This window comes from Methanococcoides methylutens, from assembly GCF_000765475.1.
GTDB lineage: Archaea > Halobacteriota > Methanosarcinia > Methanosarcinales > Methanosarcinaceae > Methanococcoides > Methanococcoides methylutens.
Window position 1 is genome coordinate 183811 of sequence record NZ_JRHO01000009.1, and the last position, 25359, is coordinate 209169.

General features: G+C 44.2%; 29 protein-coding genes. 15 read left to right on the forward strand and 14 right to left on the reverse strand.

The features are described 5' to 3' along the window. Positions 1-5: 5 nt before the first annotated feature. Together LI82_RS03330 and LI82_RS03335 are read left to right on the forward strand one after the other, a co-directional pair. On the forward strand, positions 6-362 hold the full coding sequence (locus tag LI82_RS03330) for an ArsR/SmtB family transcription factor (protein WP_048193524.1): 357 nt from the start codon (positions 6-8) through the stop codon (positions 360-362). Next, positions 359-1483, forward strand: a complete 1125-nt coding sequence (locus LI82_RS03335) for an SO_0444 family Cu/Zn efflux transporter (RefSeq protein ID WP_048193525.1) — start codon at positions 359-361, stop codon at positions 1481-1483. Before LI82_RS03330 ends, LI82_RS03335 begins: the two co-directional genes overlap by 4 nt. 19 nt (positions 1484-1502) lie before the next feature. On the opposite strand, the gene LI82_RS03340 is transcribed toward LI82_RS03335, so the two are convergent. Continuing rightward, positions 1503-1736, reverse strand: a complete 234-nt coding sequence (locus tag LI82_RS03340; protein ID WP_048193526.1) for a hypothetical protein — start codon at positions 1734-1736, stop codon at positions 1503-1505. A gap of 243 nt (positions 1737-1979) precedes the next feature. Continuing rightward, positions 1980-2267 (reverse strand): hypothetical protein, encoded by a 288-nt coding sequence (locus LI82_RS03345; RefSeq protein WP_048193527.1) that lies wholly within the window; start codon positions 2265-2267, stop codon positions 1980-1982. A gap of 570 nt (positions 2268-2837) precedes the next feature. On the opposite strand from LI82_RS03345, the gene LI82_RS03350 reads away from it, so the two are divergent. Both LI82_RS03350 and LI82_RS12990 read left to right on the forward strand, forming a co-directional pair. Then, positions 2838-4769: a hydantoinase/oxoprolinase N-terminal domain-containing protein gene (locus LI82_RS03350; RefSeq protein ID WP_048193528.1), complete on the forward strand. Its 1932-nt coding sequence runs from the start codon at positions 2838-2840 to the stop codon at positions 4767-4769. A 189-nt stretch (positions 4770-4958) separates the two neighbouring features. Next, positions 4959-5105, forward strand: coding sequence for a hypothetical protein (locus LI82_RS12990; protein ID WP_160174931.1), 147 nt, complete (start codon positions 4959-4961; stop codon positions 5103-5105). A gap of 65 nt (positions 5106-5170) precedes the next feature. Here the strand turns inward: LI82_RS12990 and LI82_RS03355 are convergent, their stop codons facing one another. Further along, positions 5171-5353 (reverse strand): hypothetical protein, encoded by a 183-nt coding sequence (locus LI82_RS03355; protein WP_048193529.1) that lies wholly within the window; start codon positions 5351-5353, stop codon positions 5171-5173. Between the two features lie 166 nt (positions 5354-5519). On the opposite strand from LI82_RS03355, the gene LI82_RS03360 reads away from it, so the two are divergent. After that, positions 5520-6659: a class II fructose-bisphosphate aldolase gene (locus LI82_RS03360; protein ID WP_048193530.1), complete on the forward strand. Its 1140-nt coding sequence runs from the start codon at positions 5520-5522 to the stop codon at positions 6657-6659. A 37-nt stretch (positions 6660-6696) separates the two neighbouring features. On the opposite strand, the gene LI82_RS03365 is transcribed toward LI82_RS03360, so the two are convergent. Beyond that, positions 6697-7254, reverse strand: coding sequence for a YdeI/OmpD-associated family protein (locus tag LI82_RS03365; protein ID WP_048193531.1), 558 nt, complete (start codon positions 7252-7254; stop codon positions 6697-6699). A 172-nt stretch (positions 7255-7426) separates the two neighbouring features. Here LI82_RS03365 and LI82_RS03370 point away from each other — a divergent pair, with 172 nt between their 5' ends. Beyond that, complete coding sequence (locus LI82_RS03370; RefSeq protein ID WP_048193532.1) at positions 7427-8227, forward strand: hypothetical protein; 801 nt, start codon at positions 7427-7429, stop codon at positions 8225-8227. Next, on the forward strand, positions 8224-8538 hold the full coding sequence (locus LI82_RS03375; RefSeq protein WP_048193533.1) for an LptM family lipoprotein: 315 nt from the start codon (positions 8224-8226) through the stop codon (positions 8536-8538). Before LI82_RS03370 ends, LI82_RS03375 begins: the two co-directional genes overlap by 4 nt. A gap of 77 nt (positions 8539-8615) precedes the next feature. Here the strand turns inward: LI82_RS03375 and LI82_RS03380 are convergent, their stop codons facing one another. Genes LI82_RS03380 through LI82_RS03400 form a run of 5 tightly spaced genes read right to left on the reverse strand, consistent with a single transcriptional unit; the run spans position 8616 to position 12751 of the window. Further along, entirely contained in the window at positions 8616-9779 is a 1164-nt protein-coding gene (locus LI82_RS03380; RefSeq protein WP_048193534.1) for an ABC transporter permease, read from the reverse strand. Next, positions 9766-10452, reverse strand: a complete 687-nt coding sequence (locus tag LI82_RS03385; protein ID WP_048193837.1) for an ABC transporter ATP-binding protein — start codon at positions 10450-10452, stop codon at positions 9766-9768. Before LI82_RS03385 ends, LI82_RS03380 begins: the two co-directional genes overlap by 14 nt. Before the next feature lie 10 nt (positions 10453-10462). Beyond that, complete coding sequence (locus LI82_RS03390) at positions 10463-11743, reverse strand: COG1361 S-layer family protein (RefSeq protein WP_236622652.1); 1281 nt, start codon at positions 11741-11743, stop codon at positions 10463-10465. Position 11744: 1 nt separating this feature from the next. After that, on the reverse strand, positions 11745-12368 hold the full coding sequence (locus LI82_RS03395) for a YIP1 family protein (RefSeq protein ID WP_048193535.1): 624 nt from the start codon (positions 12366-12368) through the stop codon (positions 11745-11747). A 59-nt stretch (positions 12369-12427) separates the two neighbouring features. Then, positions 12428-12751 (reverse strand): DUF167 domain-containing protein, encoded by a 324-nt coding sequence (locus LI82_RS03400; RefSeq protein ID WP_048193536.1) that lies wholly within the window; start codon positions 12749-12751, stop codon positions 12428-12430. Between the two features lie 292 nt (positions 12752-13043). Here LI82_RS03400 and LI82_RS12995 point away from each other — a divergent pair, with 292 nt between their 5' ends. The 5 genes from LI82_RS12995 to LI82_RS03420 all read left to right on the forward strand — a co-directional run bounded on the left by LI82_RS12995 (position 13044) and on the right by LI82_RS03420 (position 17966). Then, complete coding sequence (locus LI82_RS12995) at positions 13044-13208, forward strand: hypothetical protein (protein ID WP_160174932.1); 165 nt, start codon at positions 13044-13046, stop codon at positions 13206-13208. 240 nt (positions 13209-13448) lie between these two features. Next, positions 13449-14699, forward strand: coding sequence for a Glu/Leu/Phe/Val family dehydrogenase (locus LI82_RS03405; protein ID WP_048193537.1), 1251 nt, complete (start codon positions 13449-13451; stop codon positions 14697-14699). A 131-nt stretch (positions 14700-14830) separates the two neighbouring features. Beyond that, a complete protein-coding gene (locus tag LI82_RS03410) occupies positions 14831-15559 on the forward strand; it encodes an NAD(P)-binding domain-containing protein (RefSeq protein WP_048193538.1) in 729 nt (242 codons plus the stop codon). 345 nt (positions 15560-15904) lie between these two features. Then, on the forward strand, positions 15905-17233 hold the full coding sequence (glnA, locus tag LI82_RS03415; RefSeq protein ID WP_048193539.1) for a type I glutamate--ammonia ligase: 1329 nt from the start codon (positions 15905-15907) through the stop codon (positions 17231-17233). Positions 17234-17399: 166 nt separating this feature from the next. After that, positions 17400-17966, forward strand: a complete 567-nt coding sequence (locus tag LI82_RS03420; protein ID WP_048193540.1) for a hypothetical protein — start codon at positions 17400-17402, stop codon at positions 17964-17966. Here LI82_RS03420 and LI82_RS03425 read toward each other — a convergent pair whose 3' ends face one another. The 4 genes from LI82_RS03425 to LI82_RS03440 form a co-directional block, all read right to left on the reverse strand. Beyond that, positions 17967-18245, reverse strand: coding sequence for a DUF1894 domain-containing protein (locus LI82_RS03425; RefSeq protein ID WP_048193541.1), 279 nt, complete (start codon positions 18243-18245; stop codon positions 17967-17969). It abuts the gene before it with no gap. 1 nt (position 18246) lies between these two features. Continuing rightward, positions 18247-19248 carry a phosphoribosylformylglycinamidine cyclo-ligase gene (gene purM / locus LI82_RS03430; protein ID WP_048193542.1) on the reverse strand — a complete coding sequence of 334 codons (1002 nt, stop codon included), beginning with the start codon at positions 19246-19248 and terminating at the stop codon, positions 18247-18249. 16 nt (positions 19249-19264) lie between these two features. Next, complete coding sequence (locus LI82_RS03435) at positions 19265-20665, reverse strand: aspartate kinase (RefSeq protein ID WP_236622653.1); 1401 nt, start codon at positions 20663-20665, stop codon at positions 19265-19267. 141 nt (positions 20666-20806) lie between these two features. Further along, positions 20807-22012 (reverse strand): S-layer protein domain-containing protein, encoded by a 1206-nt coding sequence (locus LI82_RS03440; RefSeq protein ID WP_048193544.1) that lies wholly within the window; start codon positions 22010-22012, stop codon positions 20807-20809. 117 nt (positions 22013-22129) lie between these two features. On the opposite strand from LI82_RS03440, the gene LI82_RS03445 reads away from it, so the two are divergent. From LI82_RS03445 to LI82_RS03455, 3 genes are all read left to right on the forward strand, one after another. Continuing rightward, complete coding sequence (locus tag LI82_RS03445; RefSeq protein ID WP_048193545.1) at positions 22130-23335, forward strand: cofactor-independent phosphoglycerate mutase; 1206 nt, start codon at positions 22130-22132, stop codon at positions 23333-23335. Positions 23336-23425: 90 nt separating this feature from the next. Continuing rightward, on the forward strand, positions 23426-23887 hold the full coding sequence (locus tag LI82_RS03450) for an Hsp20/alpha crystallin family protein (RefSeq protein ID WP_048193546.1): 462 nt from the start codon (positions 23426-23428) through the stop codon (positions 23885-23887). 167 nt (positions 23888-24054) lie between these two features. Next, a complete protein-coding gene (locus LI82_RS03455) occupies positions 24055-24822 on the forward strand; it encodes a coenzyme F420-0:L-glutamate ligase (protein WP_048193547.1) in 768 nt (255 codons plus the stop codon). On the opposite strand, the gene LI82_RS03460 is transcribed toward LI82_RS03455, so the two are convergent. Then, complete coding sequence (locus tag LI82_RS03460; protein WP_048193548.1) at positions 24807-25262, reverse strand: deoxycytidylate deaminase; 456 nt, start codon at positions 25260-25262, stop codon at positions 24807-24809. The two genes, LI82_RS03455 and LI82_RS03460, sit on opposite strands and share 16 nt — an antisense overlap. Between the last annotated feature and the right edge of the window lie 97 nt (positions 25263-25359).

Sequence of the window (25359 nt, forward strand, 5' to 3'; positions counted from 1 at the left end):
TTTTCATGGTAACATCCCATACATGTGAACTGGTAGATAAGGATGCTATAAACTCCCTTATATCCAACCTTCCTGGAGACGATGCAATAGTGAGGGTATCCAATATCTTCCATGCACTTCAATCAGGTCCCCGCCTGAAGATCATGTATCTCTTGCTGGAAAAAGAAATGTGTGTATGTGAACTTGAATTTGCGCTTAAGATGAGCCAGTCAGCGATATCTCACAATCTTCGCACTCTTCGCCAGCTTGACCTTGTCAGGACCAAAAAGAAGGGTCGTTTTGTTGTCTATTCAGTTGCAGATGAGCACGTAAAAATGCTACTTGATCTGTCTCGCAAGCATGCCATGGGGTGTGAATTATGAGCGTTGTTGCTTCCATTGCAGAAGCACTCTCAGGTATACTGATCGAGTCATGGCATATCTTTGCCGAGGCTGCTCCTTACCTGTTGCTGGGCTTTGGTATAGCAGGTTTATTGCATGTTTTCGTTCCGGATGATAAAGTAATGCAGTATCTGGGCAGCTCTGCAGGAAAGTTCAGGTCTGTTCTCAACGCATCTATTTTAGGGGTACCTCTGCCACTATGCTCCTGCGGTGTCGTGCCTGCTGCACTATCTCTTCGGAACAGGGGTGCTACAAAAGGTGCAACTCTCTCATTCCTGATCTCGACCCCTCAGACAGGGGTGGATTCCATTGCTATAACCTATGCCCTTCTTGATCCAATAATGACAGTCTTCAGGCCGGTGGCAACATTTGCTACTGCTGTTGTCGCGGGCGTGACCGAGAATATATTGAACTTTTCAAAGGAAGTGCCGGGTAAGGTTCCGCTATCTAAAAGTTCAGTACCATTAGCGGTGCTTCCAATGACCTCTGCCACGCCAGACGCCTGTGGATGTGATTCATGTGGTGGTCCTGAAAAAGAATCCGGGAACTTTGTGGGGAAAGTGAGGGCTGGCATAAAGTACGCTTACATTGAACTACTTGGGGATATCGGTTTCTGGCTTATTATCGGAGTCGTAATTGCAGGTATTATCTCTTACTTCGTACCAGCGAACATGGTGGGCAGCTATCTTGGTGGCGGAATTGGGTCCATGTTGCTTGCTCTTGTTGTGGGGATACCACTTTACATCTGTGCAACTGCTTCCACTCCACTTGCAGCGGTTCTTATCTTAAAAGGGATGAGTCCAGGTGCCGCATTCGTGTTCCTGCTTGCAGGACCGGCTACTAACGCAGCCACGATCACCATGGTACTGAAATTCCTTGGTAAAAGGACCACTGCAGTTTATCTTGCATCAATAGCATTGTGTGCAGTTATCAGTGGACTCGTTCTCGATCAGATATACTCAAGTCTGGGCACCGATGCACTTTCAATAGCAGGAAGTGCCAGTGAGATCATGCCTGATGAAGTAAAGAACGTTTTTGCAGTATTGCTACTACCATTGTTGGTGTATGGCATGTACAGTAGAATAAAGTGTGTTGAAAACTAATGCTATAATGCTATCTGTTTCAATGGTTCTGATTGTGCCTGTGATCAGATAACATGTTTCGCATACGCTCTTTGAAAGAGTCGATGATAACATCGCCTACTTCTTTATCGTCGAGAATCATACGGTTATTGACCATTGTGTGATTATCGACAGCATCCTCTTTTTCTTCAGATATTGGGATGGCAACAATTTTACCGAAACTTTCAGGGTACTTTATGTGGTTGTTCTTCCATGAGAAATCGTGTTTTTCCATTCGAGTCACTTCCAGCGCACATCTTGACGATATATCCTCAAGTCTGACTATGTTGGTGGTGGTATATATAAGTCACGATTAGTACTTAATATATTTAGATATCCATTCTTATATGTATCTGATTGCAAAATTTGCAGTATAAGTTTATATTTTTAAATTGATCCATTACTGCTACTTTTGTTGGTGAATGGTATGTGCCATGGAAATGGGTGTGTTGAAGATGATGCTATGCTGTTATCTCTTTCAATGGTTCTGATTGTGCCTGTGATCAGATAACATGTTTCGCATACGCTCTTTGAAAGTGTCGATGATACCATAACCAATTTCTTCATCACTGAGTACATTATGATCATTGGTCATTGTATGGTCCTCGGCAGCATTCCTTTTTTCTTCATATATTGGGATTGCAATTATTTTTCCGAACCTTTCCGGATACTTTTTTTCTTCAAATACTGGCTTGGGAACTATTCTCCTGCACCTTTCCGGATACTCGATCTCGCTGTTTTTCCATGAGAAATCATCTTTTTTCATTCGAGTCACTTCCACCACATGACTTGACGATATATCCTCATGTTTAACTATACATTTATTGTTATATATGCATCACGAGTAATAATTAATATATTTAAAGATTCATTCTTTACTGATCTCATTGAGAAATTCTCAACGCTTGCCTCGACATTTCTAATTATGTTGAATCAGCTGCAGGGGATCACCAATTTCCTGGTAATTTTCAATTTTAAGCCCTTGAAATTATAGAACTGAGAATAGGTGGAAGGCTGAATGGAATATTGGATGAAAGATTGGATGGATGGTCCTAATATGTTAAAATTTGAAGATCATCATTGTTGGATTTCCTTTTGTTCATACTTCCAATCCGATCATCTATCTTTATAAATGGAAAGTTTCAATTATTTATTACCTTTTTTCTTATTATTTATATTATGTATGTGTCGATTGATGTCGTTTTTAGAAGTTAACAGTGATAAATAAATACGATATCTTTATGTATAGGTCACCTTTTTAATCGATTAGTTAAAGGCCAGTTTGAAAGGCCAGCATTCAAATTGTTCATTTCATGAGATAAAGGAGTTGTTTTGGATGAAATACAGTCTTGGTATAGACGCAGGTGGAACTTACACAGACGCAGTACTCCTGAGGGATTCGGATGAGGTTATCATTGCTTCTAACAAAGCACTTACAACATATCCTGATCCTCTGGAGGGCATAAGAAATGCGATCGATGGAATCGATCAGGAATATCTCAAGGACATTAAGGTTGTATCCGTTTCAACCACACTTTCCACGAATAGTATTTTGGAAGGCACGGGTTTTCCTGTAGGTCTGATCCTTGTTGGAAATTATGAGGTAAATAAGGACCTTCCAACTGAACATTTTACTCAGGTAAATGGTGGGCATAACTATAATGGTATAGAGGCATCACCTCTGGATGAGGATGCTGTAAAGGCCTTTGCAGCAGGTATCAAAGACCGTGTCGCAGCATTTGCGGTTTCGTCCTATTTTAGTATTCGTAATCATGACCATGAACTAAGGGTAAAAGAGATCGTCAAGGAAACTACGGGGCTTCCTGTTGTATGTGCTCATGAGCTTTCACAGGACCTTGGAGCTTTCGAAAGGGCAGTTACTGCATTCTTTAATGCCCAGCTTATTCCTATCACTGAGAATTTCATGTCTACTGTGGAACAGTATATTGTTTCCAAAGGAGTGGATGCAAATGTTTTCATGCTCAAATGTGATGGTTCTGTCATTGGTATCAGAAGTGCCCTTGAAAAGCCGATCGAGTCTATCTTCTCAGGCCCGGCGGGCAGTCTTGTGGGTGCATCTTTCCTGACCGGCAACGAGACCTGTGCTGTGATCGATGTGGGTGGGACGAGTACTGATATTTCTGTCATAAATGGCGGTGTTCCGGACATGAGTGAGTCAGGTGCTGTCGTGGGCGGCTGGAAGACAAGGGTCAAGGCCATCAAGATGGAGACCTCTGCAATGGGGGGTGACAGTGATGTATGGGTTAAGGACAATCACGTCAACATCGGACCAAGGAGGGTGATCCCACTTTGTCGTGCTGCAGATCTTTATCCTGAATTCCTTGAGCAGCTTAAGACGAACCCCATGCCTTCTAAAGGATTGCTTGGTACGAATTTCCAGCCAACCAAGTTCTTCATCAGGACCGGATACGATCCGATCGACATAACCGACATGGAAAAAGAGGTACTTGCCGCAATATCAGAGACCCCTACATCATTAAGGGAGATCAAGTATCGTCTGAAAAAGTATCCTTCAGCTAAACATATCGATCTTCTGATTCAGAAACGCCTGATACAGACCATTGGTTTTACACCTACAGATGCATTGCACGTGCTTGGTGATTATGAAGAACACACTGTCGAGGCAGCGCAAATAGGTGCAAAGTATCTTGGTTCCCTGTGCAAAAGGGATGCTCAGGAGTTTGCTGCTTTTGTAAAACAGGAATTTGCCAAGAACATGGCATCCGATCTCATGTCCTTCTTCCTGGAGGGTGTGCCCAAGAACGAGATCCGTAAGATATTCGACATCGAGTCTCCTACAAAGTTCAAGGTAGAGATGCCTGTGGTGCTGATAGGCGGTCCGGTGGTTGCATATCTTGATAATCTCAAAGAAATACTTGATGCGGATATAGTGGTCCCTGAATTCTCGAATGTTGGTAATGCAGCGGGTGCGCTGGCAGCAAAAGGTATTCGCAGGGTGGATTTCCTTGTCAGGCCTGTTTCAATGGCAGCTCCAGATTGGGAATTCTATGTTTTCTCTGAGAAAGGACGAATGAATTTCTATGAGTATGAAGAAGCTCTTGAATATGCCACGACGACAGGAAGGGAAACGATCATCCAGTATATGGCCGATGCAGGTCTGGATCCTGAACATGTAAAGGTTGATGTGGAGAAGGAAGAGATCATCCCTGACGGTTGGGATCACCCACTTGAAACAAGAATACGCGTTATGGGTGTTGGTGCCAGTCTTGTGGAAGAGGAGTGTTAATTAATACAACATTTCTCCTTTTTCTTCCCATTTTTGTCTTTATCTTTTCCTTTTCCTTTTTCTGCTTCTATTTTCTATTTTTCTGTTTCGTCAAATGGTTTAATTCCCACTCTCTTATAAAAATTGAAATAGCTGTAAGTTCAATCTTTATATGATAATTTCCTCTGTGCAGTGTGGGGTGTATGCTGGATGAAATTGTGTTACAAGAAAAATAAAGGTGACAGGGTAACCTGTCCGATAGTGGGCCTGATCTCTATACTGGTATTTGTGATACTGAGTATTTTGATCTATGAATTTGTGATAGTCAGGTTGATCCAGACTATCTCTGGTTCCTGAGTATTACAAATGGCCTTTGAAGAAGGTATGCTATATCAGCTATATCAAAAAGAGCAGAGCTTAGTTCACTCTGTGGTCTCTGCAATGTTCATCTTGTTCCTTTCATAATTGACTATTCTGCGAACTACCAGCTTTTTCTTTCCCATCCACATGTTCGGTTCTTCCGGATAGTTCTCTTTTGCATAGTTGTAGATTTCGTCAGTTGTCATGTTTGAAAGTTTATTTTCCAGTTCCAGGAGATGTTTCATTGGCTTAGCCCCCTCATTTTATCTTAATCACATTAGATGTTGTGTATTTATCTTTTTTGGTATTTTTATTTCATATTGGGGCGATTTCATTTTGGATAGAAATGATTATGAATTGAAACGTCTATTAAGTATCAAAAATAGCTGAAAGAAATTTGAAGGTACCAATATGACCAATAATAATTTTGAGCCAATACCAAGTTCATTAATGTTTAAGAGCCTGCTTGACAAGGACACTATTATAATGACCGCTAACCCGAGGATAGCACTTGTCATGAAAGGCATTATGAGCGCTGCTAAGGACATGGATGCCCCACTTATCTTCGAGCTTGCAAGGTCCGAGTGTAATCTTGAAGGTGGATATGCCGGATTGAAGCCATCAGACCTTTCAAGGATGGCAAGAGAGGCAGCAAAGGAAGTCGGTTTTGATATGTGGGCTTTGCATGCTGATCACATCGGTATCAAGAAAGGGGATGATGAAGACATCGAGTCTACAAAGGCCCTTGTAAGCGGACAGATCGATGCAGGATTCACATCATTTGCAATTGACGCATCTCATCTGTTCAATTTCCAGGGTGGGAACCTGCGCGAAGAGCTTGCTGACAATATCGATGCAACCACAAAGATCGGTCTTCACATCAAGGAGAACATGGGGGACAAGGGATATGGTCTTGAAGTAGAGGTTGGTGAGATTGGCAGGGAAGATGAGCACGGAAGGGTACTTACCAGTCCGGAAGAGGCAGTTACATTCATCAAGGCATTGAACGAGAACGGTGTCTTCCCTCACTTTTTGGCAATCGCCAATGGAAGTGCACACGGAAATACCTATGATGCCAGTGGTAATCTTATTGAACAGGTGTCCATCGACATCGATCAGACAATTGCAGTTGCACAGGCACTGAAGGACAATAACCTGGACGTGAGGATCGCACAGCACGGTATTACAGGTACTCCACGTGATCTGATCCACAACAATTTCCCTCACGGCGATATCGTCAAAGGAAATGTGGCAACTTTCTATCAGAACATCGTCTGGGACATATTCAAGGTCTACGAACCTGAACTTTATCAGGATATCCGTAACTGGACAATTGAGACCTATAAGGAGAAAGCACCTGGTAAGAACGACACTGAGATATTTGGCAAGTTCAGCAAGTTTGCAGTCAAGCAGTTCTTTGACAGGATATACTCTGTGTCCGATGACACAAAAGCTGCAATTGACGCAATGTGCTATGCTGAGACCCTTCTGTTCATTAAGTCATTCAAAGGCGAGGGTACAGCCCAGATCGTCAGGGACTCACTTAATTAAGGTTTTTAATTTCAGGGATGTGGCCAGTGATATTTGGTCACATCATCCCTGGCTTTTTATTTTCACGTGCTCTTTCTACAACGCTTTCTATTCTTCTGAGCCTTGTTTCCTCACGTTTAGCATCAAGTACCCATTCGATGTAGTTTCTTCTGTAACCCGGGGCGAAGGCTGAAAAATTCTTCCATGCCTGCTCATCTGCCTTTAAGGCTGCTTTCATATCTGCCGGAATATCAGTTGCTTTTATCCTTGATTGCGCTGGTTTTTCATTGAGTGCATTGCCAAGTTTCTGCAAACCTTTCTCTGTCATTTTGCCCAGTTCTATCATTTTCCGTGCCCTTTGCTTGTTCGTTTCCGACCATTGACTTCTCTCAGTGCGAGGGGTATATCTCTGGGCATACCTTTCCTCATCGATCCTGCGAATAAGGGTGTCTATCCAGCCAAAACAGATCGCTTCCTCAACGGCATCATCATATTGGAGTATGGGCTTGCCGGTGTGCTTCTTGTAGTGAACCAGCCAGATGTCCTTTTCAGTGGAATTATGCTTTTCAAGCCATTTTCTCCATTCTTCCCGGGTTTCCACATGCAAAGTGTTCATGAGTCTTATTTTTGATAGAAGTCCCTTATATCATTTGTCGGTTTGTCAGTTCCTTATCAGTCACTGATCAATTCTTCACTCTGATCTTGATCGTTATTTTTCATAAGTTCTTCAGAAAAGCTCCAAAATGTTATATTGCTGATGAAGGCATCTGTAATTCGGGAGAACGGACATGAAACTAAAAAAAATATCTTTTATTGCATTGCTTGTGTTGGCTATGCTCCTCTTGCAGCCAATAGCTGTAAGTGCGTTGTCATCAAGTGATGCAAAACAGGCATGGCATGATGCAAAACAGGCAAGTGTCGAAGCCCAGTCTGAGCACAGGGATGCCAAGATCGAATGGGCAGCAGACAAGACCGAGGAAAATAACCAGAATGTCATCGATACCGGTAAAGATGCATTGCATGCTGCACTTGATGAAGTTGAAGCATGGCTGATATGGAAAGACCTTGAAGTAGCCGAGAATCCTGACATTCCTGTTAATCTGAAGGAGAGCATTCAGGAAGATGTCGATGTCAATCTTGTGAAGATTGATGAGCTAAGGGCAGATGTCGATGGTGTGGAGAACAGGTTCCAGTTGGGTGCAGTTTTCCTTAAAATGGTCGGAAGCTATTTTGAGCTTGTTTCCGATGTTGCAAGGAACAGTGGGTTTGTGTGGGTACACACAGCAAACGAGCATGCAGATACCCTTGAGGACTATGAATCAAAACTGCGTGAGGCAGCCGAAGATATGGATAATAATGACCTTGTCATTGAAAAGCTGGATCTGGCAAAGGCCGAGATCGAGGATGCAAGGACAAATATAGACAATGCTGAAGAAGAATACGAACAGGTGAGTGTTCCCGGTCAGCCATTGATCAAGTTCTCAAACGGCAACAACTATCTCCGGATAGCCAGGGGAAATATGATATCAGCACATGGATACCTGAATGAGGCATATGGCATGATCGTCAGGGGGGGACTGATAAAATGAAACGAATGATATTTGCGATCTTAATTATTGCTACGATGTTGCTTGTTAGTGGTTGTGCTCAAAATAGGGATGTCCCTGAAGAAGAAATGGATGATGTCGTTGTAGAGGATACGACAGCTGTCTCAGAGGATATTGATGAAAACGGAGTTGAAAATGTGGCCGATGGTCTGGCAGAAACCATCCCTGAGGGCGAGGATACCTCAAACGGGTCTGATAACACTACCTCTATCTCACAGGAAGACCTGGACAGATTAAAAGAAGAACTTGAAGGACTCGAGTTCGAAGATATGGGTGGGCTTTCCGAGGAATGACCACCTTTTCTTTATCTTTATATATCCTCTTTCTCTCTATTTTTAATAGAAAAAAATTCTGCTTTTCTGGGTTGTTCTCACTCGTAACGCAATGCATCGAGTGGTCTCATATTCGATGCTTTCCATGCAGGATACATTCCGCCAATAAGGCTTGTAGCAACACCGAAAAGGATTCCCTCAAGTATGTAGAGTAATGTTGACAATGAGAACAGGTATGATGTATTCTTTACCACCAGTGAAAGTATTAGATATCCTGCTCCGATTGTAAACAAACCTCCGATAAGGCTTGCAGCAATTCCCAGAAGCAGGGCTTCCAGAAGGAACATTGTGAGCACGTCCTTTCGTGAGGCTCCGACTGCTTTCATCACACCGATCTCTTTGGTGCGTTCCATTGTGGACATGAGCATGACGTTCAATATGCTGACACCTGCTACTATTAGTGAGATCGAACCTATCCCCATGAGGAAAAGGGAAATGGACTTGAATGCTTCATTTATGCTCTCAAGGATGATATTGGTCGCGAAAACGGTTATTACTTCTTCTTTCCTGTTCAGAAGATCTTCAATATCTTCTTTTATGTCATCAACCTGGTCAAGTTCTTCTGCCCGGACGACGACAAAATCATATTCATCCCTCTCTTCAGGGTACATCTTTTCATACATCTGGATCGATGTGAATACTCCTGTATCGGCATTGATGTCGAATCCCATCCCGCGTTCTTTCAGGATACCTACTACCCTGAGCCTTGAATCTCCTATCTCTATCTTGCCTCCGGTCTTCAGGTCAAGGGTCTCGGCAATGGAGGCACCTATTACACAATCCGTAGAACCGGATTTGAAGAACTGTCCGTCTTCCACTTCTACCAGTTTTTCCAGATCCTCTTGTTCGATGCTATAGATGGACCCAAAGGTATAGCTGTTCTTATATTCAACCCGGTCTCCTGTTGAATAGGCAGGGATTATGGCATCTATGCCGTGCACCTTTTTCATTTGGCTGATCTGCTTTTCGGTGACTCCGTCCTCTCCAGGTGCAGGGTATATGAGAAGTTTGTCTCCAATGTCACCGAATGAATCGGTGACCGACATTTTCAGGCTGTTCCCGAGTATCCCCATGGATGAGATGGCAATGACGCCAATGATTATGCCTATGGCTGCAAGTACTGTCCGGAAGGTCTGCCGCTTGAGATTTCTCTTTGCAAGTTGCAGGTACATGTTGCTCTGTATATCTTCAATAGATATCATCGGAAACCTCTCCGTCCATTAGTACGATGGTCTTATTGGAGTATTCAGTAAGTTTATGGTCGTGGGTGACAACGATCAAGGTAGTGCCTTCTTCATTTAGCCGGACCAGCAACTCCATTATACTCTTCCCTGTCTTAGAGTCAAGGTTTCCGGTAGGCTCATCAGCAAGAAGTATCGGTGGCTCATTTGCAAGGGCACGGGCAATGGCAACTCTCTGTTGCTGTCCTCCAGATAGCTCGTTCGGGCGATGGGATGCATATTCCGGATCGAGCTGTGCCTGTTCCAGTGCATGCATGGCCCGCTTTTTTCGCAGGGTTGGTGTGATCCTGCTGAATATCATGGGAATCTCAACATTCTCGATCGCAGTCAGGGTTGGGATCAGGTTGAACTGCTGGAAAATGAAGCCTATATTGTCCCTGCGGATGGCTGTAAGCCTGTCATCATCAAGTTTGGTTATATTCGTTCCATTGATCTTGACTTTACCTGATGTGGGTGTGTCAAGACAGCCTACCATGTTAAGAAGTGTGGATTTTCCTGAACCGGATGATCCCATTATTGTGACAAAATCTCCTTTTTCAATGGATATGTTGACCCCGTTGAGTGCATGTATCTCACTTGTTCCCAGGGTATAGATCTTCCTGACATTTTGTAACTGGACTATCGGATCGGACATAGGTTCCCCATCATTCTTCGATTTCATCATCATCATCTTCGTCTTCATCGAATCCGTCTTCGTCCTCATCGTCCGTTTCTTCCTCTTCTGCTACCTCGCGTTTCTTCCAGGTATAGACGATGACTCCGGCAACTGCAATGGTTATGATTCCAATGACTCCCCACATCCATAGGGGGGTTTCCTGTTCCCCGCCTTCTGGGGCTGAAGCACTTTCAAGATCAATATAGCCTGTCACAGATGAATATACGTTGTCTGTGTCACGGAATTCGATAAGGATGGGTATTTCTTTGACGTCAGAGGTCAGGATGCGTGCAGACAGTTCGAAACTGCTAAAATCATCTGCTTCCAGTGTGCCGACGAAGTAGTTCGCATAAGGCTGCATAGGTGTGATATTTTCTGATTCGGCAATAGACACCAGTACGTTCTTTGCATCGGTCGTACCGAAATTATTGATATCTCCAATAAGTGAATACTTGTTCCCAATCTTTGTCACTTCGATACCGGTGAAGATCAATGATGGCTGGCTTACTACGTTTATTTCTGTATCTTCATTTCCGGAAACATGGTAGTTATCGCCATTGAAAAATGAGGCTGTGAACGAGATGTTCTTCGTTCCGCTTGAAGATGCCATGGTGTTGAGGGTGATGTCAACTGTGGTCTTATCGCTTGCAGGTATGGTCCCCACGAAGACCTCTGCAGGATTAAAAGAAACATTTTCTCCTTCGGCTTTGATTATGACATTGTTCACATCATTTGGCCTTGTGTTGATGATATCCAGTTCTATTGTTGATATCTCGTTCATCACTGTTGTTGGCATTGTTGCCATTATAAGCCTTAAGTTCCTGCCATCGATCTTGACTGGGATGTTGTAGTTGAGATCGTTCATGTCACTGCCACCCACAAGTTCCATGGTAAGGAAGTGGACGCCATTCTCTGCTGTTTCCTTTGCACGTATGTTGAATGCCAGCTTGATGGTGTCCCGGGGTCCCAGAAGGCCGATATCCGTATGCTCTTTATTGAGGATCTCGATATCGTCGTTACCGCCAAGTGCTATACTGGCAATGTAGGCGTTCATGTCAAAGGTCTTCTCATCTTCCTGTACATAGATCTCTCCATTTGCCATATTTTCTATGGATATGGTGATGGTTCCGGTATCTCCCGGCATCAGGACCGCAGGTTCCATGGAATAGTCTACGACCACGGTTGGGCGTATGTCAGTATCGGCTGCTGCAGGGGCAGTAAATGCCAGAAGCAGCACCAGTGTTATGCTTATAATGGCCTTTAGTGTCACTTTATGCACCTATGAATTTACTTGCAGTGTATAATACATAGAGTCCTACAGGCACCAGTACGGATATAGCTGCGTTCTTCACGGTCATGTGTCTTGCATGAACAAGTCCGAATATCCAGATGTTAGCACTCCATAATGTGAAAAGGATCCCGACTATCATTGACATTTTCATGGTGGGGTCATTGAGCATTGCCTGTTCCATAAGTTCCGGGTTCTGCATGTCAAAGTTCTCTACTGAGAATGATGTTGCCATTACTATGGTCCCTATGATACTGTTTGCAATGGATGGGATGAATCCGTAGGCAACAACTTCGAGTACTCGCTTGAACGTTCCTTCTCCGCCCAGGATGGATGAGATCGCATAGAATACTCCTGAATAAATGACCCACATAATGATCGCCCCTATAAATGCACCGATTCCTCCTGCAATTGCCCCTATGCTTGCAAATGCTGCTGCTTCAGGTGGCAATATTTCCATGATCTTTTGCGTCATTATTACGGCGTTTATCGCGCCGAGGACTGCAATGAGAAGTACGATCATAAGCGGGGTTTTCATTTCCACTTCGGTCTTCATCTTTTCTGCAAAAAAGCCGTTTGGATTTGTAAGAACTTGAGTAAGCGTCATTCTTTTTTATATACGAACCATTGTATATATTATTGGTGGCTTCGTTATTTCGACAAGTTTCAACTTATATTCTCGAAACACTCTCTGAGCAACCCTGCTGCTTTACTATAATCAAGGTCGGTTATCTCAATTGTCTTTTTTGTGCTTCTTGCACCTGACCTTATACTGATGCTTGAAGTGTTTATGTTAAAGAAGTCTGCGAGGGTCTCTATAAGCTCATTGTTGGCCTTACCTTTCTGGGCAGCGGCTGTAAGTTTTATTTCGATGCGCTCCCGCCATTGGTTGTAGCCACCGGGAAAACAGGACTTTTTTGCGCCTGGTGTCACTTCCAGATCAATGGTAATACTATCCCCTTTATCCTTTAGTGAATTTTCAAAAGACATGTCTGTGACCTTTATTGAATTATATGGGATATGGTATGATCGAGAAGATGTCGATAATGCTGTAGCCCGGCCCACTAACTCCGAAAGATCATCCTATTGGGATCCCCGCTGTCCCTTCCGGTTTCCCTCGTGTCAGGCGTATGTTGCATTATCGTATGTGCCGCATTGAGGTTGTCTGTACATTCACAGAAAGGCTCTGCCATATTCTCGTGCAAGGACCTTACAATGCGCCATGGAGTACTATATGGTAGTGTAATATAAAGATGACGTATTGTGGTGGCAATAACTCAGTATGGATCTTGTTCCGGGGGTCAGTTGTGCATTGGTGGATGCTATTGATCTGTCAGTAGGATTTATGCGTCTGACTTATGATCTTGAAATAGTTTTCGGAAATGTCAAAGAAAAAATGCCGAATTCGAAAGAGTTGGTGGCAATTTTAAAGAGGGATTTCTTATAATATATCTCTCTTCTTCTCGTTTTCATCTCTTATCTTAATTAATTGGAAGGTAATTCAGTACCAAAATAATTATATACTTCATATCGGTAATAGCTAGCCTAGTCATCACACTGGTGATAACATCTTTATAACTACCAATGAGATGATCACAATAAAGTGTTAACAAAAAAGGCTATATAATTTCCATGGCTTTTTTAAAAAATAGAATTATTATCTAAAATTAAATGCGAGGTAAATCACATGGCAGAACAGAACCCATTTGAAAATGCAAGAAAGCAGTTAAAGAAATGCGCAGATATACTTGAGCTTGATGAAGGTATCCACGAGATCCTCAGAAACCCAATGAGGGAAATGCACGTATCCCTTCCTGTCCGCATGGACGACGGAAGCATCAAGGTCTTCCAGGGATTCAGGGTACAGTACAACGATGCAAAGGGTCCAACCAAAGGTGGTATCCGCTTCCACCCAGAAGAGACCGTTGACACAGTCAAGGCACTTGCAGCATGGATGACCTGGAAATGTGCAGTAATGGACATCCCTCTCGGTGGAGGTAAGGGTGGAGTTATCTGCAACCCTAAGGGAATGTCCGCTGGTGAACTCGAGCGCCTTTCAAGGAAATTCATTTCAAGCATCTCAATGATCGTAGGTCCTGACAAGGATGTACCTGCACCGGATGTCTACACCAACCCACAGATGATGGCATGGATGATGGACGAGTTCTCCAAGTTCTCCGGTAAGAACCAGGCTGGTGTCATCACCGGTAAGCCACTCAGCATTGGTGGTTCACTCGGTCGTGGCGACGCAACAGCTCGTGGTGGTCTCTACGCAGTCCGTGAAGCAGCAAAAGAGATCGGTCTCGAACTCAAGGACGCAACAGTAGCAATCCAGGGATATGGTAACGCAGGTTACTTCGCAGGCACTCTCTGTGAAGAGCTCTTCGGATGTAAGGTCGTTGCTGTCAGTGACAGCAGGGGCGGCGTCGTGAACATGAATGGTCTCAGCGCACAGGCAGCACAGGACCACAAGATGGAAACCGGTTCAGTTGTCGGCCTCGCAGGAACAGAACCAATCTCCAACGAAGACCTCCTTGAGCTTGATGTCGATGTACTTGTCCCAGCAGCTCTTGAGCACGTCATCACACACGAGAACGCAGACAAGATCAAGGCAAAGATCATCGCAGAACTTGCAAACGGTCCAACAACACCTGAAGCAGATGAGATCCTCTTCAAGAAAGGTATACACATGATCCCTGACTTCCTCTGTAACGGTGGCGGAGTTACTGTGTCCTACTTCGAAATGGTCCAGAACTTCTACATGTACCGCTGGAGTGAAGAGCGTGTCCACAACCGTCTCGATGCTAAGATGACAAACGCATACCACGCAGTCCTCGAGGCATCCAAGGAATACAACATCGAGATGAGAACCGCTGCATACGTTGTCGCTATCAACCGTGTTGTTGAAGCAATGTCAGACCGTGGATGGTTGTACTAAGCATTGCTTAAGAATTCAAAAATACCTTTTGGGTCTTGAAGAGATGGGTTTTTTCCCCTCTCTTTTTGCCCGTATTGCTTTTCTACTCGTCAAAACAGATATAACTAACTTGGAAGATTAATGGGATTGTTATGAAGATCGCAATACTTGGTGGAACTGGTAATATTGGTAAAGGATTTGCTTTACGCTGGGGTCCGAAACATGATGTGGTAATAGGCTCCAGAAGTGCAGAAAAAGCCATGGACGTTGCAGCTGAATATACTCAGGTCCTGCGTGATAGGGGTATTGATGCAACTGTCGAGGGAACGGACAATAAGTCCGCAGCAGAGGGTGCAGATATTATTCTCTTTGCAATACGCTATGAGCAGGTGCCATCTGTCATTGAGTTGATAACTCCTGTCCTGAAAGATCAGATCGTAGTTTCTGTGGTGGTTCCTATGGAGAAGGACCGCTGTTACATCCGGCAGGATGATCATAGCAATAGTCCTGTGACCATTAATGCTAAGGATTCAGAATACAATGCTGATTATTTCTGTTATACAACTCCTGCTGCAGGCAGTGCCGCCGAGGAAATGGTACGTCTCTTGCCACAAAGCATTGAGCTGGTATCAGCTTTCCATAATGTTCCTGCAAAGAAGCTTGCAGATCTTGACCTTGAACTTGATTATGATATCGCGGTCTGTGGAAACTGCATGCACTCCAAGAAAATAGTCTTCGATCTTGTAAGAGAGATCCCAAATATGCGTCCTCTTGATATTGGTCCTATTGAGACCTCAGGTATGGTGGAGTCACTGACACCTCTGGTGATAAACATTGCCATACGCAACAAGATGCATGATGTGGGCATTCGCTTTGTTTAAATAGGTCATAACAGGGGTTAGGTGTAAAAGTTGATGGTTTTTACCAGTGACTATATATCCTACTCCTGTCAATTATAGATTGGCTTCTGATAAGGGAAACTGAAAGATTCCGTCCGTCAAAATAATTGGATTTCAAGAAATATCCCCTCAAACAGGGATCTCCAGTTCCCTTCATTTACCTTATCCTTTTACAGACTAATTTTCAAAGGATCTATCCATTTTTATATCAAAGAAATATCCATTTTTACCAAAAACATGATATATGAAAGGTAGGTTTTAAACAATAATATCATATTATCTTTAAAGCAATTAGGCACAAATCAATCCATTGATGTGGGCGATTCAATGAATATTAATACCAAAGAAGATGTACTCAAGGCCATTGAGGCAAACAATGTTAAGTTTATCAGGTTGCAGTTCACGGACATTCAGGGTGTCGTGAAAGACGTTGAGATCCCGGTGACACAGGTAGAAAAAGCTCTTGGTTCGGGAATCTCCTTTGACGGCTCTTCTGTTGAAGGCTTTGTCCGTATCAATGAATCGGATATGGTCCTGAAACCCGATGTCTCCTCATTTGCAATACTTCCATGGAACCAGTCTAAGGGCGTTGTTGCAAGGATGGTGTGTGATGTCTATCTGCCTGATGGAACTCCCTTTGCAGGAGATCCCAGATATGTCCTCAAGAAAGTTATGAAAGAAGCTGAGGATATGGGCTTTACACTTAACGTAGGTCCTGAGCTTGAGTTCTTCCTCTTCGAGAAGGAGAATGGCAAAGCAACCACAATACCTCATGATTTCGGCAGGTACTTTGAGTTTGCACCTGCTGATCTTGCAGAGGATGTACGCCGTGATATCGTACTGACGCTCCTGGATCTTGGATTTGATATCGAGGCATCTCACCACGAGGTCGCTTTCGGTCAGCATGAGATCGATTTCAAGTATGGCGGTGCACTTTCCACTGCTGATGATGTAATGACCTTCAAGTATGTTACCCGTACTATTGCAAAGCTCAATGGATTACATGCAACCTTCATGCCAAAGCCTATCTTTGGTGAGAACGGTTCCGGTATGCACGTGAACATTTCCCTTTCAAAGAACGGGGAAAATGCGTTCTACGATCCTGAGGGTGACATGCAGATCAGCGACGAAGCACGCTACTTTATTGGCGGTCTGCTTAAACACGTAAAGGCTATTACAGCTATTTCCAATCCACTTGTAAACTCTTACAAACGTCTCGTACCTGGTTACGAGGCACCGGTATACATTGCATGGTCAGGCGCCAACAGAAGCTCTCTCATCCGTATCCCGGCTGCAAGAGGCAAGGGTACTCGTGTGGAGCTCAGGAGTCCTGACCCATCATGTAACCCATACATAACCTTCGCTGCTATCCTCGCAGCAGGCCTGGACGGTATCAGGAACAAGATCGATCCGGGAGAGAACAGGGAAGAGAACATCTTCGAACTTTCCGACAAGGGTCTTCAGGATCTTGGCATAGAGACGCTCCCACCAACCATCAAGGACGCTGCAAACTACCTTGCTGAGGACGATCTGCTGCGTGAGGCTCTTGGTGAGCACGTCCACGAGAACGTCTTAAGGCTTGCAAGGGCTGACTGGGATGCATATCGTATTCAGGTACACGACTGGGAGGTCGAAAGGTATCTTAACACTATATGAGAGTACTTAAACTCTCATTTTCTCTTCTTTTTTATGTGTTCATTTCTTTTGCTATCGCTTTTTCAATTTATGATCTGGATCTCTATTGCAGTATAATGGGTAATTGATATCTATTACACTCCTGCGGGCAGGAAAATTTAAGAGCCTTTAATGTTTAGTTCCTCTCATGACAGATGTGATGCTGATCTGGGATAATCCGTTGCTTTTTGAAAAACTGTTTGAAGAAAATGGCCTGAAATGCCAGCGTGTTCTTTCTACGTCTATAGGCACTCCTTTTCTTCCTGCATGTAAATGTGTCATCGTCCCAACAGGGTTTGCCAATTCAGCATATACAAAGATACTTCCGGGAATTGAAAGGAACAGCAAGGCATTTGAGAAGTTCGTAAGTGCCGGTGGTTCACTTGTTGTCTTTGGAGCACTTGTCACAAAATATGATCACAGCTGGTTACCGATGCAGCTTACGTACATAGAAAAACACGGGGAAACACATCTTCACAGGGTGGGTGAGCATGAGGCACAGTGGATAGTCGAGAACCCTGGTCAGATGGTGGAGTGTGACGGTTACTTCTCTGAAACAGACGGTGATATCATCTTAAGAAATGACGATGATCAGGCTGTAATGGTAGTAAAAAAAGTTGGGGGTGGAATGATAATTGCCACGTCAGTTCATGAGTTCCCTTCCCCGGGTTTTCTTGGTTGCGTTATGGAGAATGCAAGACGATCAAAGATCTGATCATTTCATTTTATTGCGTATCTTTTCGATCTCGTCCTGTGCATCCGGAATTCTCAGGATGAAAAGACCGCTGCAGGGTTTTATGAACTGGAATATTAGATCATTTCCTTTGATTCCTATGGGAATGGAATCTCCGCCGCGGAGAAGCACTCCTCGTATCTTGTAACCACCTTTAACGTGATAGACCTCATCACATTCCTTTTTGACAAAGTCCTCACATTGCTGCGGTGTTGCTCCTTTCAGGAGTATTTCATAGGGTATGTCGTTGATGCATGCCATGTTATACTATCTCGAGGTCACCAACACGAATTCCGCTTTCGACGATCTTTCCGACAATCTTTCCTCCTGTCATTTCTGCAGCCTTTTTAGCGTCAGCTTCCGGAAGAACTATCAAAAATCCCATTCCCATATTGAAAGTACGGTACATCTCAAGATCGTCCACATTTCCTTCTTCTTGAAGGAACTTGAAGATGTCATTTGGCTCGATAGGATCTGTAAAATCAAATCCAAGATCGGTAACTCTTTTGAGCTTCAGTAGTCCGCTTCCGGTAATATGTGCAAGTCCGTGGACGTCACATTCTTTTATTACATCGAGTACTTCCATGTAAATGCGGGTTGGTATCAGTAGTTCGTCACCAATGGTGGTCTCAGAGTTGTACGGGAAGTTGTCGTGATATGAGTGTTTTGACTGGTCGACTATATTCCTTACAAGGGTGTAGCCATTACTGTGAACACCGCTACTTGGAATTCCTACAAGGACATCGCCAAGCTGCACTTTTTCACCGGTTATGATCTCATTCTTCTTTACCATTCCAAGGCAGGTTCCTGCAAGGTCGAAGCCATTTATGATTTCCGGAAGGGTTGCTGTTTCCCCGCCGACGATGGTCATCTTTGATATTTCTGCACCCCGGGTAAGTCCTTCACCGATCTGGCGTGCGAATTCATCAGTATGCTCTTCAAGTGCAAGGTAATCCACAAAACTGATCGGTTCTGCACCGATGGCCAGAAGGTCGTTTACGTTCATGGCGATACAGTCGATACCAACTGTGTTCCAGCGCTTCATTTCATTTGCAATGAGCACCTTTGAACCGACGCCGTCAGTTGCCATTGCCAATGCATACTCTCCGAACTCGATGAGTCCTGCATAGTGGCCAATATCAGTGAGCGGAGCGCCAAGGCCCTCGCGTCTGTATGTCATTCCACTTGTCAGTGCTTTGATAGTGGATTCCTCTTTCTCGATATCCACTCCGGAATCTGCGTATGTAAGATGTTTATCACTCAACTTTGAAGGCCTCCTTTTATTGTCCGGATGTTTTCTTTGATCCGAGGTCGAATTCCTTATGCAGTACTCTTACTGCCTCCTCTGCATCCTTTTCACTGATGGCGAAGGAGATGTTGTGCTGGGATGAACCCTGGCTAATCATTATTACGTTGATCTTGCCCTTTCCAAGGGCTCCGAATACTTTTCCTGCGACGCCTGGTATACCGTCCATTCCGGCACCCACCACAGCGACCACACAGACATCTTTGTCGTAGGCCACTTCCCTGACAATATCTTTGTTGAACTCGGATTTCAATGCTTTTACAGCACTCTTGAGGTGGGCATCATCAACAACAAGGGACATGTTGGCTTCGGATGAGCTCTGGCTGATCATAATTATATTGACACCGGCCTTTGCAAGTGCGGAAAAGATCCTTGCTGCTGTACCGATAGCTCCTACCATCCCGGCTCCTGATATGTTGACGGCAGCCACATTCCTGATCAGTGTTACTGCTTTTACCACATCTTCCTTTCGGGTCTGGTCTGCAACGACAAGTGTTCCTGGATATTTTATATCAAAGGTATTCTTAACACGAACCGGTATGCCATGTTTTATTGCAGGCTCTATAGCACGTGGATGAAGTACCTTGGCGCCGAAATATGACATTTCCATTGCTTCGATGTAAGATATCTGGGGAATAGATGATGCTTCGGGAACTATCTTCGGGTCAGTTGTCATAATGCCGTGTACTTCTTTCCAGAGCCAGATCTCATCTGCCTGAATGGCAGCACCTACAATGGATGCCGTAAAGTCAGAACCACCGCGTCCAAGGGTTGTGATGATGCCTTTCTTATCTTCTGCAATGAAACCGGTTATCACGGGGATAGAGGTTTCCACCCGGGTCGATATATTGTTCTCCACCTGCTCATAGCTTTTCTCAAGTGGCTGGGCATTTCCGTAATCACTTGTTGTGACAATGCCTGCTTCTCCGCCGGTAAATGGCATTGAGTCCGTTCCAAGTGAGCGTATTGCTCCACTTATGATCGGCACTGCCAGACGTTCTCCGTATGATGAGATGTAATCAATGGAACGTGGTGTCAGCTCACCGAGATAACAGATTCCGATAAGTGCTTTTTCAAGTTCATCTATACGGCTGTCGATGGTTTCGATAACATCATCAGCGATCCTCTCATCATCAATTGCATGACCAATAGCATCATAGTGCTTTTTGGCAAGTTCCGTCATGAACTCCTTTATCTGGGCTACCTTCCCTTTTTGTGATGCTTCAGCTGCGTTGGTGAGCAGTCCGTCAGTAACGCCTCCGAGGGCAGAAGTTATGGCAACTACCTGATCTCCGGCATCTCTGTAACTGATCAAAAGCTGTGCAACATGACGTATCTTCTTCCCATCAGCAATGGATGTACCGCCAAATTTCATTACATATCTCATAGTCTGATCACGTTCTGTATTAGGCTTGATTTGGAATGTGGCTATAAACACGGCAGTGTAATATAAAGATTATGAACGATGAACCAATGTATCTATTTTCTCTCTGTGAAAATGAAAAGAAAGAGTTGATCAGCTAAACTCTCTCTTGAAGAAGAATGCGGTAAGTGCAAGAAGGAAGGCGACTACAATATATGTGAATGCAGTGGACTTTGTTACGTCTTCAACTGAGTCGGAAAATTCGCTGCTGGTATTCTCGGTATTCTGGATGATATCATCAACCTGGTCCGGTACGGAGATTTCCTCTTCGGACACATTATCCTCGGTCGAACTCTCTCCGTCAACTGTGAATGAGGTTTCTTTTGAAGAGATGCTGCCATCCGTTGAAACGGTTTCAATCATCACTTCATGAGTTCCCTTATCCAGCTCTTCGGTGATTGTCTGGTAGGTTCCTGCATCCACATCATTGCGGACGTCTATGCTGTCCTCATCAAGAGATATCGTTACTTTGGCTGCATCATTTCCAAGTTCGTAGGAAATGATAGCTTTTTCACCCTCTCTGACAACGTTTCCTGATAATCCCTGGATGCTGATCTCAACATTACTCTCAACTTCCACATCTTCCCTTTGTGAGATCTCTTTCAGGAATAGTATGTGTGATTCACTGCTTTCAAAAAAGTCATAAACATTTGCAATGAAGATCGTACGGATTTCTCCGTCTACGTTCTTGTAGTAGCTGAAAATATCCCCTGGTTCCATTTCCTTTACTTCTTTTACCACATGATCGTTCTTTTTCAGTGTTACTGTAATGGTCTCTTCATCCACATCAAGGTCTGATGCTGAGAGTGTGTAGCCTTCTTCCAGGTCCATCTCCTCGCCTATGTTCACTGAATCCGATTGGTCATATATCAGGAAATCCTTTATGTCCCTTGTAGGGTCCCTGAATTGCTCTATTCTTATTTTTGTAGCTGTATCCGTTCCACTGGTGACGAGTTCTTTTGGAGTGACCCGGAAGATAAGGTATTCTTCATCCTCATCGTCATTATCCTCTGCTTCAATGGTCAGTATGTATTCAAAAGGATCGTTTTCCTTTCCAGATCCTTCTCCATCTTCGACAATTTTTCCATTGTGGCGTATTTCTACCCAGACATCCCCGTTGTCCTCATTTATATCAACTATCTCAAGGGTATATCCCTGGGCCAATGATAGTTTTGTGTCTCGTTCCGCCACACTATCTGAATAATGTATTATCGGTTCGCTCGGATCAAGGGATGCTGCCGGTGTTGCTGCAAAGAGCATGACAAATATTGCTAGAAGTACAAAATATATATATTTCATTAAACCTCACCATTCACGAAGCACATTTAAACATTGTTGAAATGAGCATATTGTCTTTATAGTTTTGTCGATACCTTCATTTGAAGGTTCGTGTTTATTACAAAAAGAGGTGTATCATTGAAATATATTATTCTCATCGGCGACGGAATGGCAGATTTTTCCATGGATGAGCTGGGCGGTAAGACGGTTCTTCAGAGTTCCAGTACTCCTAACATGGACTACATGACCAAAAATGGTCTTGCCGGACTTGCTATCAATGTTCCTGAAGGCTTGCCTCCGGGAAGTGATGTTGCGAATATGTCAGTTATGGGTTATGATCCTGATGTCTATTATTCAGGTCGTGCTCCGCTTGAGGCTGCCAGTATGGGTATTCCACTGGAGAAGAACGATGTTGCGTTCAGGTGCAACCTTATCACAATAAATGATGATCATATTGCAGATCACAGTGCAGGCCACATAACAAGCGAAGAAGCCCGGGAGCTTATGGAAACCATTGATGGTGAGCTTGGGACCGATGAGCTGAGGTTCTATCCGGGTATAAGTTACAGGCATTTGCTTGTTGCGTCCAATGATCTTGGTGCTAAGGCAGACTGTACTCCACCTCATGATGTGATAGGCGGGGAACGGATGGTCCATATGCCAAAAGGAGATGGCAGTGATGTCCTGTGCAGGCTGATCGAAGAGTCGATATCAATACTTGAGAATCATCCTGTCAATGAAAAGAGAAGAAAGGAAGGCAAGAATCCTGCAAATGCCATCTGGTTCTGGGGTCAGGGTTATGCACCCTCCTTCCGGACATTTGATGAGCTCTACGGTCTCACAGGTTCCGTTATCTCGGCTGTGGACCTGATAAAGGGTCTTGGCATATATGCCGGTCTTGACATTATCGATGTTCCGGGTGCAACCGGGTATCTTGACACCAATTATGTTGGTAAGGCGGAATATGCCATGGAATCCCTGAAGGATAGGGATATTGTTGTGGTGCATGTTGAAGCTCCTGATGAAGCAGGCCACATGGGAGATCTGGGTGCCAAGATACAGGCGATCGAGGATTTCGATGAGAAGGTCGTAGGCACCGTTCTGCGTGCTGCAAAAGAGGGTGATGATGATTACATGATAGTCGTACTTCCGGACCATCCGACACCTCTCGTCCTCAGGACCCATACATCCGATCCTGTCCCGTTCCTCATTTATTCAACTCTGGAGAACGAGGCCGACAGTGTGGAAACATTTGATGAGGATTCCATGAAAGAAGGTTCTCTTGGCATTGTTCGAGGGTGCGATATTGTTCAGATGCTTATCGATAAGGCAAAGCAGGCATAAGCTTCCTGCTTATTATTTTTTTATATCCGTTACCTTTTTATGCGTATTTGTCATATATTCTGTTGCTTAAATTTTTAGGAGTGGAAATGAATGAAATTTGGTTTAACACGTAGGGGTCCCTCTGGATTATCCCGCTGGGATCCATTTGAAGAGATAAGGCAGACACAGGAACATCTCAACCAGTTATTCAGGGAGGTTTCTCCTTTCGGAGGTTGGCCTGAGGGAAGATCAATTGCTCCTCTGATGGATATCAGGGAAGAAGGTGACAATGTCATCGTTACTACTGATCTGCCAGGTGTTGACAAGAAAGACATCGATGTGAGTGTGAGAGACAACATTATTGAGATCAGCGCAGAGTGCAAAAAGGAAAGTGAATCTGAGGAAGAAGGTTACACTCAGAGGGAACGTACCTATAGTCGGTTCTCAAGATCTGCTGTCCTTCCATCGAACGTTACTGATGAAGATGCGAAGGCAAAACTTGAGAATGGTGTGCTGACGATCACACTTCCAAAGGCAAAGATCGAAGAAAAGCCGAAGATCATGATCGAGTGATCGATCATTCTTCTTTTTTAATCCCGAACATTGGTTTGTTTGCGGCATCAGTCAGAGTTTTTCGTCATATTTTGCTCGGTCGGGGTAACTCTCATCATCGCCGCGAGTCTGTCTATATGGATAGTATTATTTATTTTTGATGCCATTTCACCTTCTGAGGTATCATATTGAGGATGGAACTGTTTGCCATAGATGGTTTGCCGCTTATCAAAAAGGGAGATGACCTTGCGGCTATGATATGTGAACGTGCGGAACTTGAGGACCATGATTCTGTGGTGATCGCTTCTACTATTGTAGCAAAGGCCGAAGGGGCAATGGTGCAGAAAAGTGATGTGGTGCCATCCCAGCGTGCAATAAATATTGCAAAGAGACTAGGCAAGGATCCTGTTCTTGTGCAGCTGGTTCTCGACAGAAGCTCTGATGTGATAATTGAATTCCCTTTGTTACTTGTGGAGAACCTCAATGGGCATGTGAGTATCAATGCCGGTATTGATGATTCCAATGTGGATACGGATTATCTTCTGGAACTTCCACACGATCCAGATGCTTCTGCGAAGGGTATAGGCAAGAGAATAGCCGATCTTTGTGGCAGGGATGTGAGCGTGATAATTACAGATACCAACGGAAGGGCTTTTAAGATAGGGCAGACCGGTGTTGCAGTTGGTGTCTATCACATGCATCCTATCAGGAACTGGCAGGGGGAGAAGGACCTCTTTGGAAAAGAGCTTGAGATCACTGAGGAAGCGGTTGCGGATGAGCTCGCAGGGGCTGCAAACCTGCTGATGGGCGAGGCTGCAGGGGGGATCCCTGTGGTGATAGTGCGTGGTTTTGAATATCATACGAAGGACGATGTGAGTGTAAAAGAGATGTACCGTCCTGATAATGAGGATATAATAAGAAAAGGATTAAGGTGCCTTCGTCAGTCCTCTGACTGAAGGTTCACCATTTCGACACCGGCAGCAGCGAAGAACTCCGGGGTGTCGGTATCAGGGTATTTTGTGCTGAAGACTACCCTTTTTATGTTGGAATTTATTATCATTTTTGCGCACAGTATGCAGGGCTGGTGTGTACAGTATACAGTTGCTCCTCCTATCCCTACCCCATGAAGTGCTGCCTGTATGATGGCATTTTGCTCTGCGTGCACTGCCCGGCATTTCTCATGCCTGGTGCCGGATGCAATATTGTTCTGCTGCCTGATACAACCGATCTCAAGGCAGTGTTCCATGTTGCTGGGAGCACCGTTGTAACCGGTCGAAAGTATCCTTTTATCACGGACAATGACAGCTCCTACCTTGTTTCTCAGACAGGTGGAACGCTTTGAGACCACCTCTGCGATCTCCAGAAAATATTCATCAATTGATGGTCTTTCAGTCATGTATGAAAAGAAAACAGCAAGTAGTATATATAAGTTGTAGTGTATGAATTGGACATAAACCAGATATTGATATTTGATATCTTTTCTGATAACGGAG

Coding starts and splice junctions, on each gene's coding strand:
- LI82_RS03330 (WP_048193524.1), top strand. CDS start 6: ATGGTAACATCCCATACATGTGAACTGGTAGATAAGGATGCTATAAAC.
- LI82_RS03405 (WP_048193537.1), top strand. CDS start 13,449: ATGGCAGAACAGAACCCATTTGAAAATGCAAGAAAGCAGTTAAAGAAA.
- LI82_RS03335 (WP_048193525.1), top strand. CDS start 359: ATGAGCGTTGTTGCTTCCATTGCAGAAGCACTCTCAGGTATACTGATC.
- LI82_RS03375 (WP_048193533.1), top strand. CDS start 8,224: ATGAAACGAATGATATTTGCGATCTTAATTATTGCTACGATGTTGCTT.
- LI82_RS03395 (WP_048193535.1), bottom strand. CDS start 12,368: ATGACGCTTACTCAAGTTCTTACAAATCCAAACGGCTTTTTTGCAGAA.
- LI82_RS03440 (WP_048193544.1), bottom strand. CDS start 22,012: ATGAAATATATATATTTTGTACTTCTAGCAATATTTGTCATGCTCTTT.
- LI82_RS03350 (WP_048193528.1), top strand. CDS start 2,838: ATGAAATACAGTCTTGGTATAGACGCAGGTGGAACTTACACAGACGCA.
- LI82_RS12995 (WP_160174932.1), top strand. CDS start 13,044: ATGGATCTTGTTCCGGGGGTCAGTTGTGCATTGGTGGATGCTATTGAT.
- LI82_RS03400 (WP_048193536.1), bottom strand. CDS start 12,751: ATGTCTTTTGAAAATTCACTAAAGGATAAAGGGGATAGTATTACCATT.
- LI82_RS03425 (WP_048193541.1), bottom strand. CDS start 18,245: ATGGCATGCATCAACGACATACCCTATGAAATACTCCTGAAAGGAGCA.
- LI82_RS03435 (WP_236622653.1), bottom strand. CDS start 20,665: ATGAAATTTGGCGGTACATCCATTGCTGATGGGAAGAAGATACGTCAT.
- LI82_RS03450 (WP_048193546.1), top strand. CDS start 23,426: ATGAAATTTGGTTTAACACGTAGGGGTCCCTCTGGATTATCCCGCTGG.
- LI82_RS03345 (WP_048193527.1), bottom strand. CDS start 2,267: ATGAAAAAAGATGATTTCTCATGGAAAAACAGCGAGATCGAGTATCCG.
- LI82_RS03385 (WP_048193837.1), bottom strand. CDS start 10,452: ATGTCCGATCCGATAGTCCAGTTACAAAATGTCAGGAAGATCTATACC.
- LI82_RS03460 (WP_048193548.1), bottom strand. CDS start 25,262: ATGACTGAAAGACCATCAATTGATGAATATTTTCTGGAGATCGCAGAG.
- LI82_RS03420 (WP_048193540.1), top strand. CDS start 17,400: ATGACAGATGTGATGCTGATCTGGGATAATCCGTTGCTTTTTGAAAAA.
- LI82_RS03370 (WP_048193532.1), top strand. CDS start 7,427: ATGAAACTAAAAAAAATATCTTTTATTGCATTGCTTGTGTTGGCTATG.
- LI82_RS03410 (WP_048193538.1), top strand. CDS start 14,831: ATGAAGATCGCAATACTTGGTGGAACTGGTAATATTGGTAAAGGATTT.
- LI82_RS03355 (WP_048193529.1), bottom strand. CDS start 5,353: ATGAAACATCTCCTGGAACTGGAAAATAAACTTTCAAACATGACAACT.
- glnA (WP_048193539.1), top strand. CDS start 15,905: ATGAATATTAATACCAAAGAAGATGTACTCAAGGCCATTGAGGCAAAC.
- LI82_RS03380 (WP_048193534.1), bottom strand. CDS start 9,779: ATGATATCTATTGAAGATATACAGAGCAACATGTACCTGCAACTTGCA.
- LI82_RS03365 (WP_048193531.1), bottom strand. CDS start 7,254: ATGAACACTTTGCATGTGGAAACCCGGGAAGAATGGAGAAAATGGCTT.
- LI82_RS12990 (WP_160174931.1), top strand. CDS start 4,959: ATGAAATTGTGTTACAAGAAAAATAAAGGTGACAGGGTAACCTGTCCG.
- LI82_RS03340 (WP_048193526.1), bottom strand. CDS start 1,736: ATGGAAAAACACGATTTCTCATGGAAGAACAACCACATAAAGTACCCT.
- LI82_RS03360 (WP_048193530.1), top strand. CDS start 5,520: ATGACCAATAATAATTTTGAGCCAATACCAAGTTCATTAATGTTTAAG.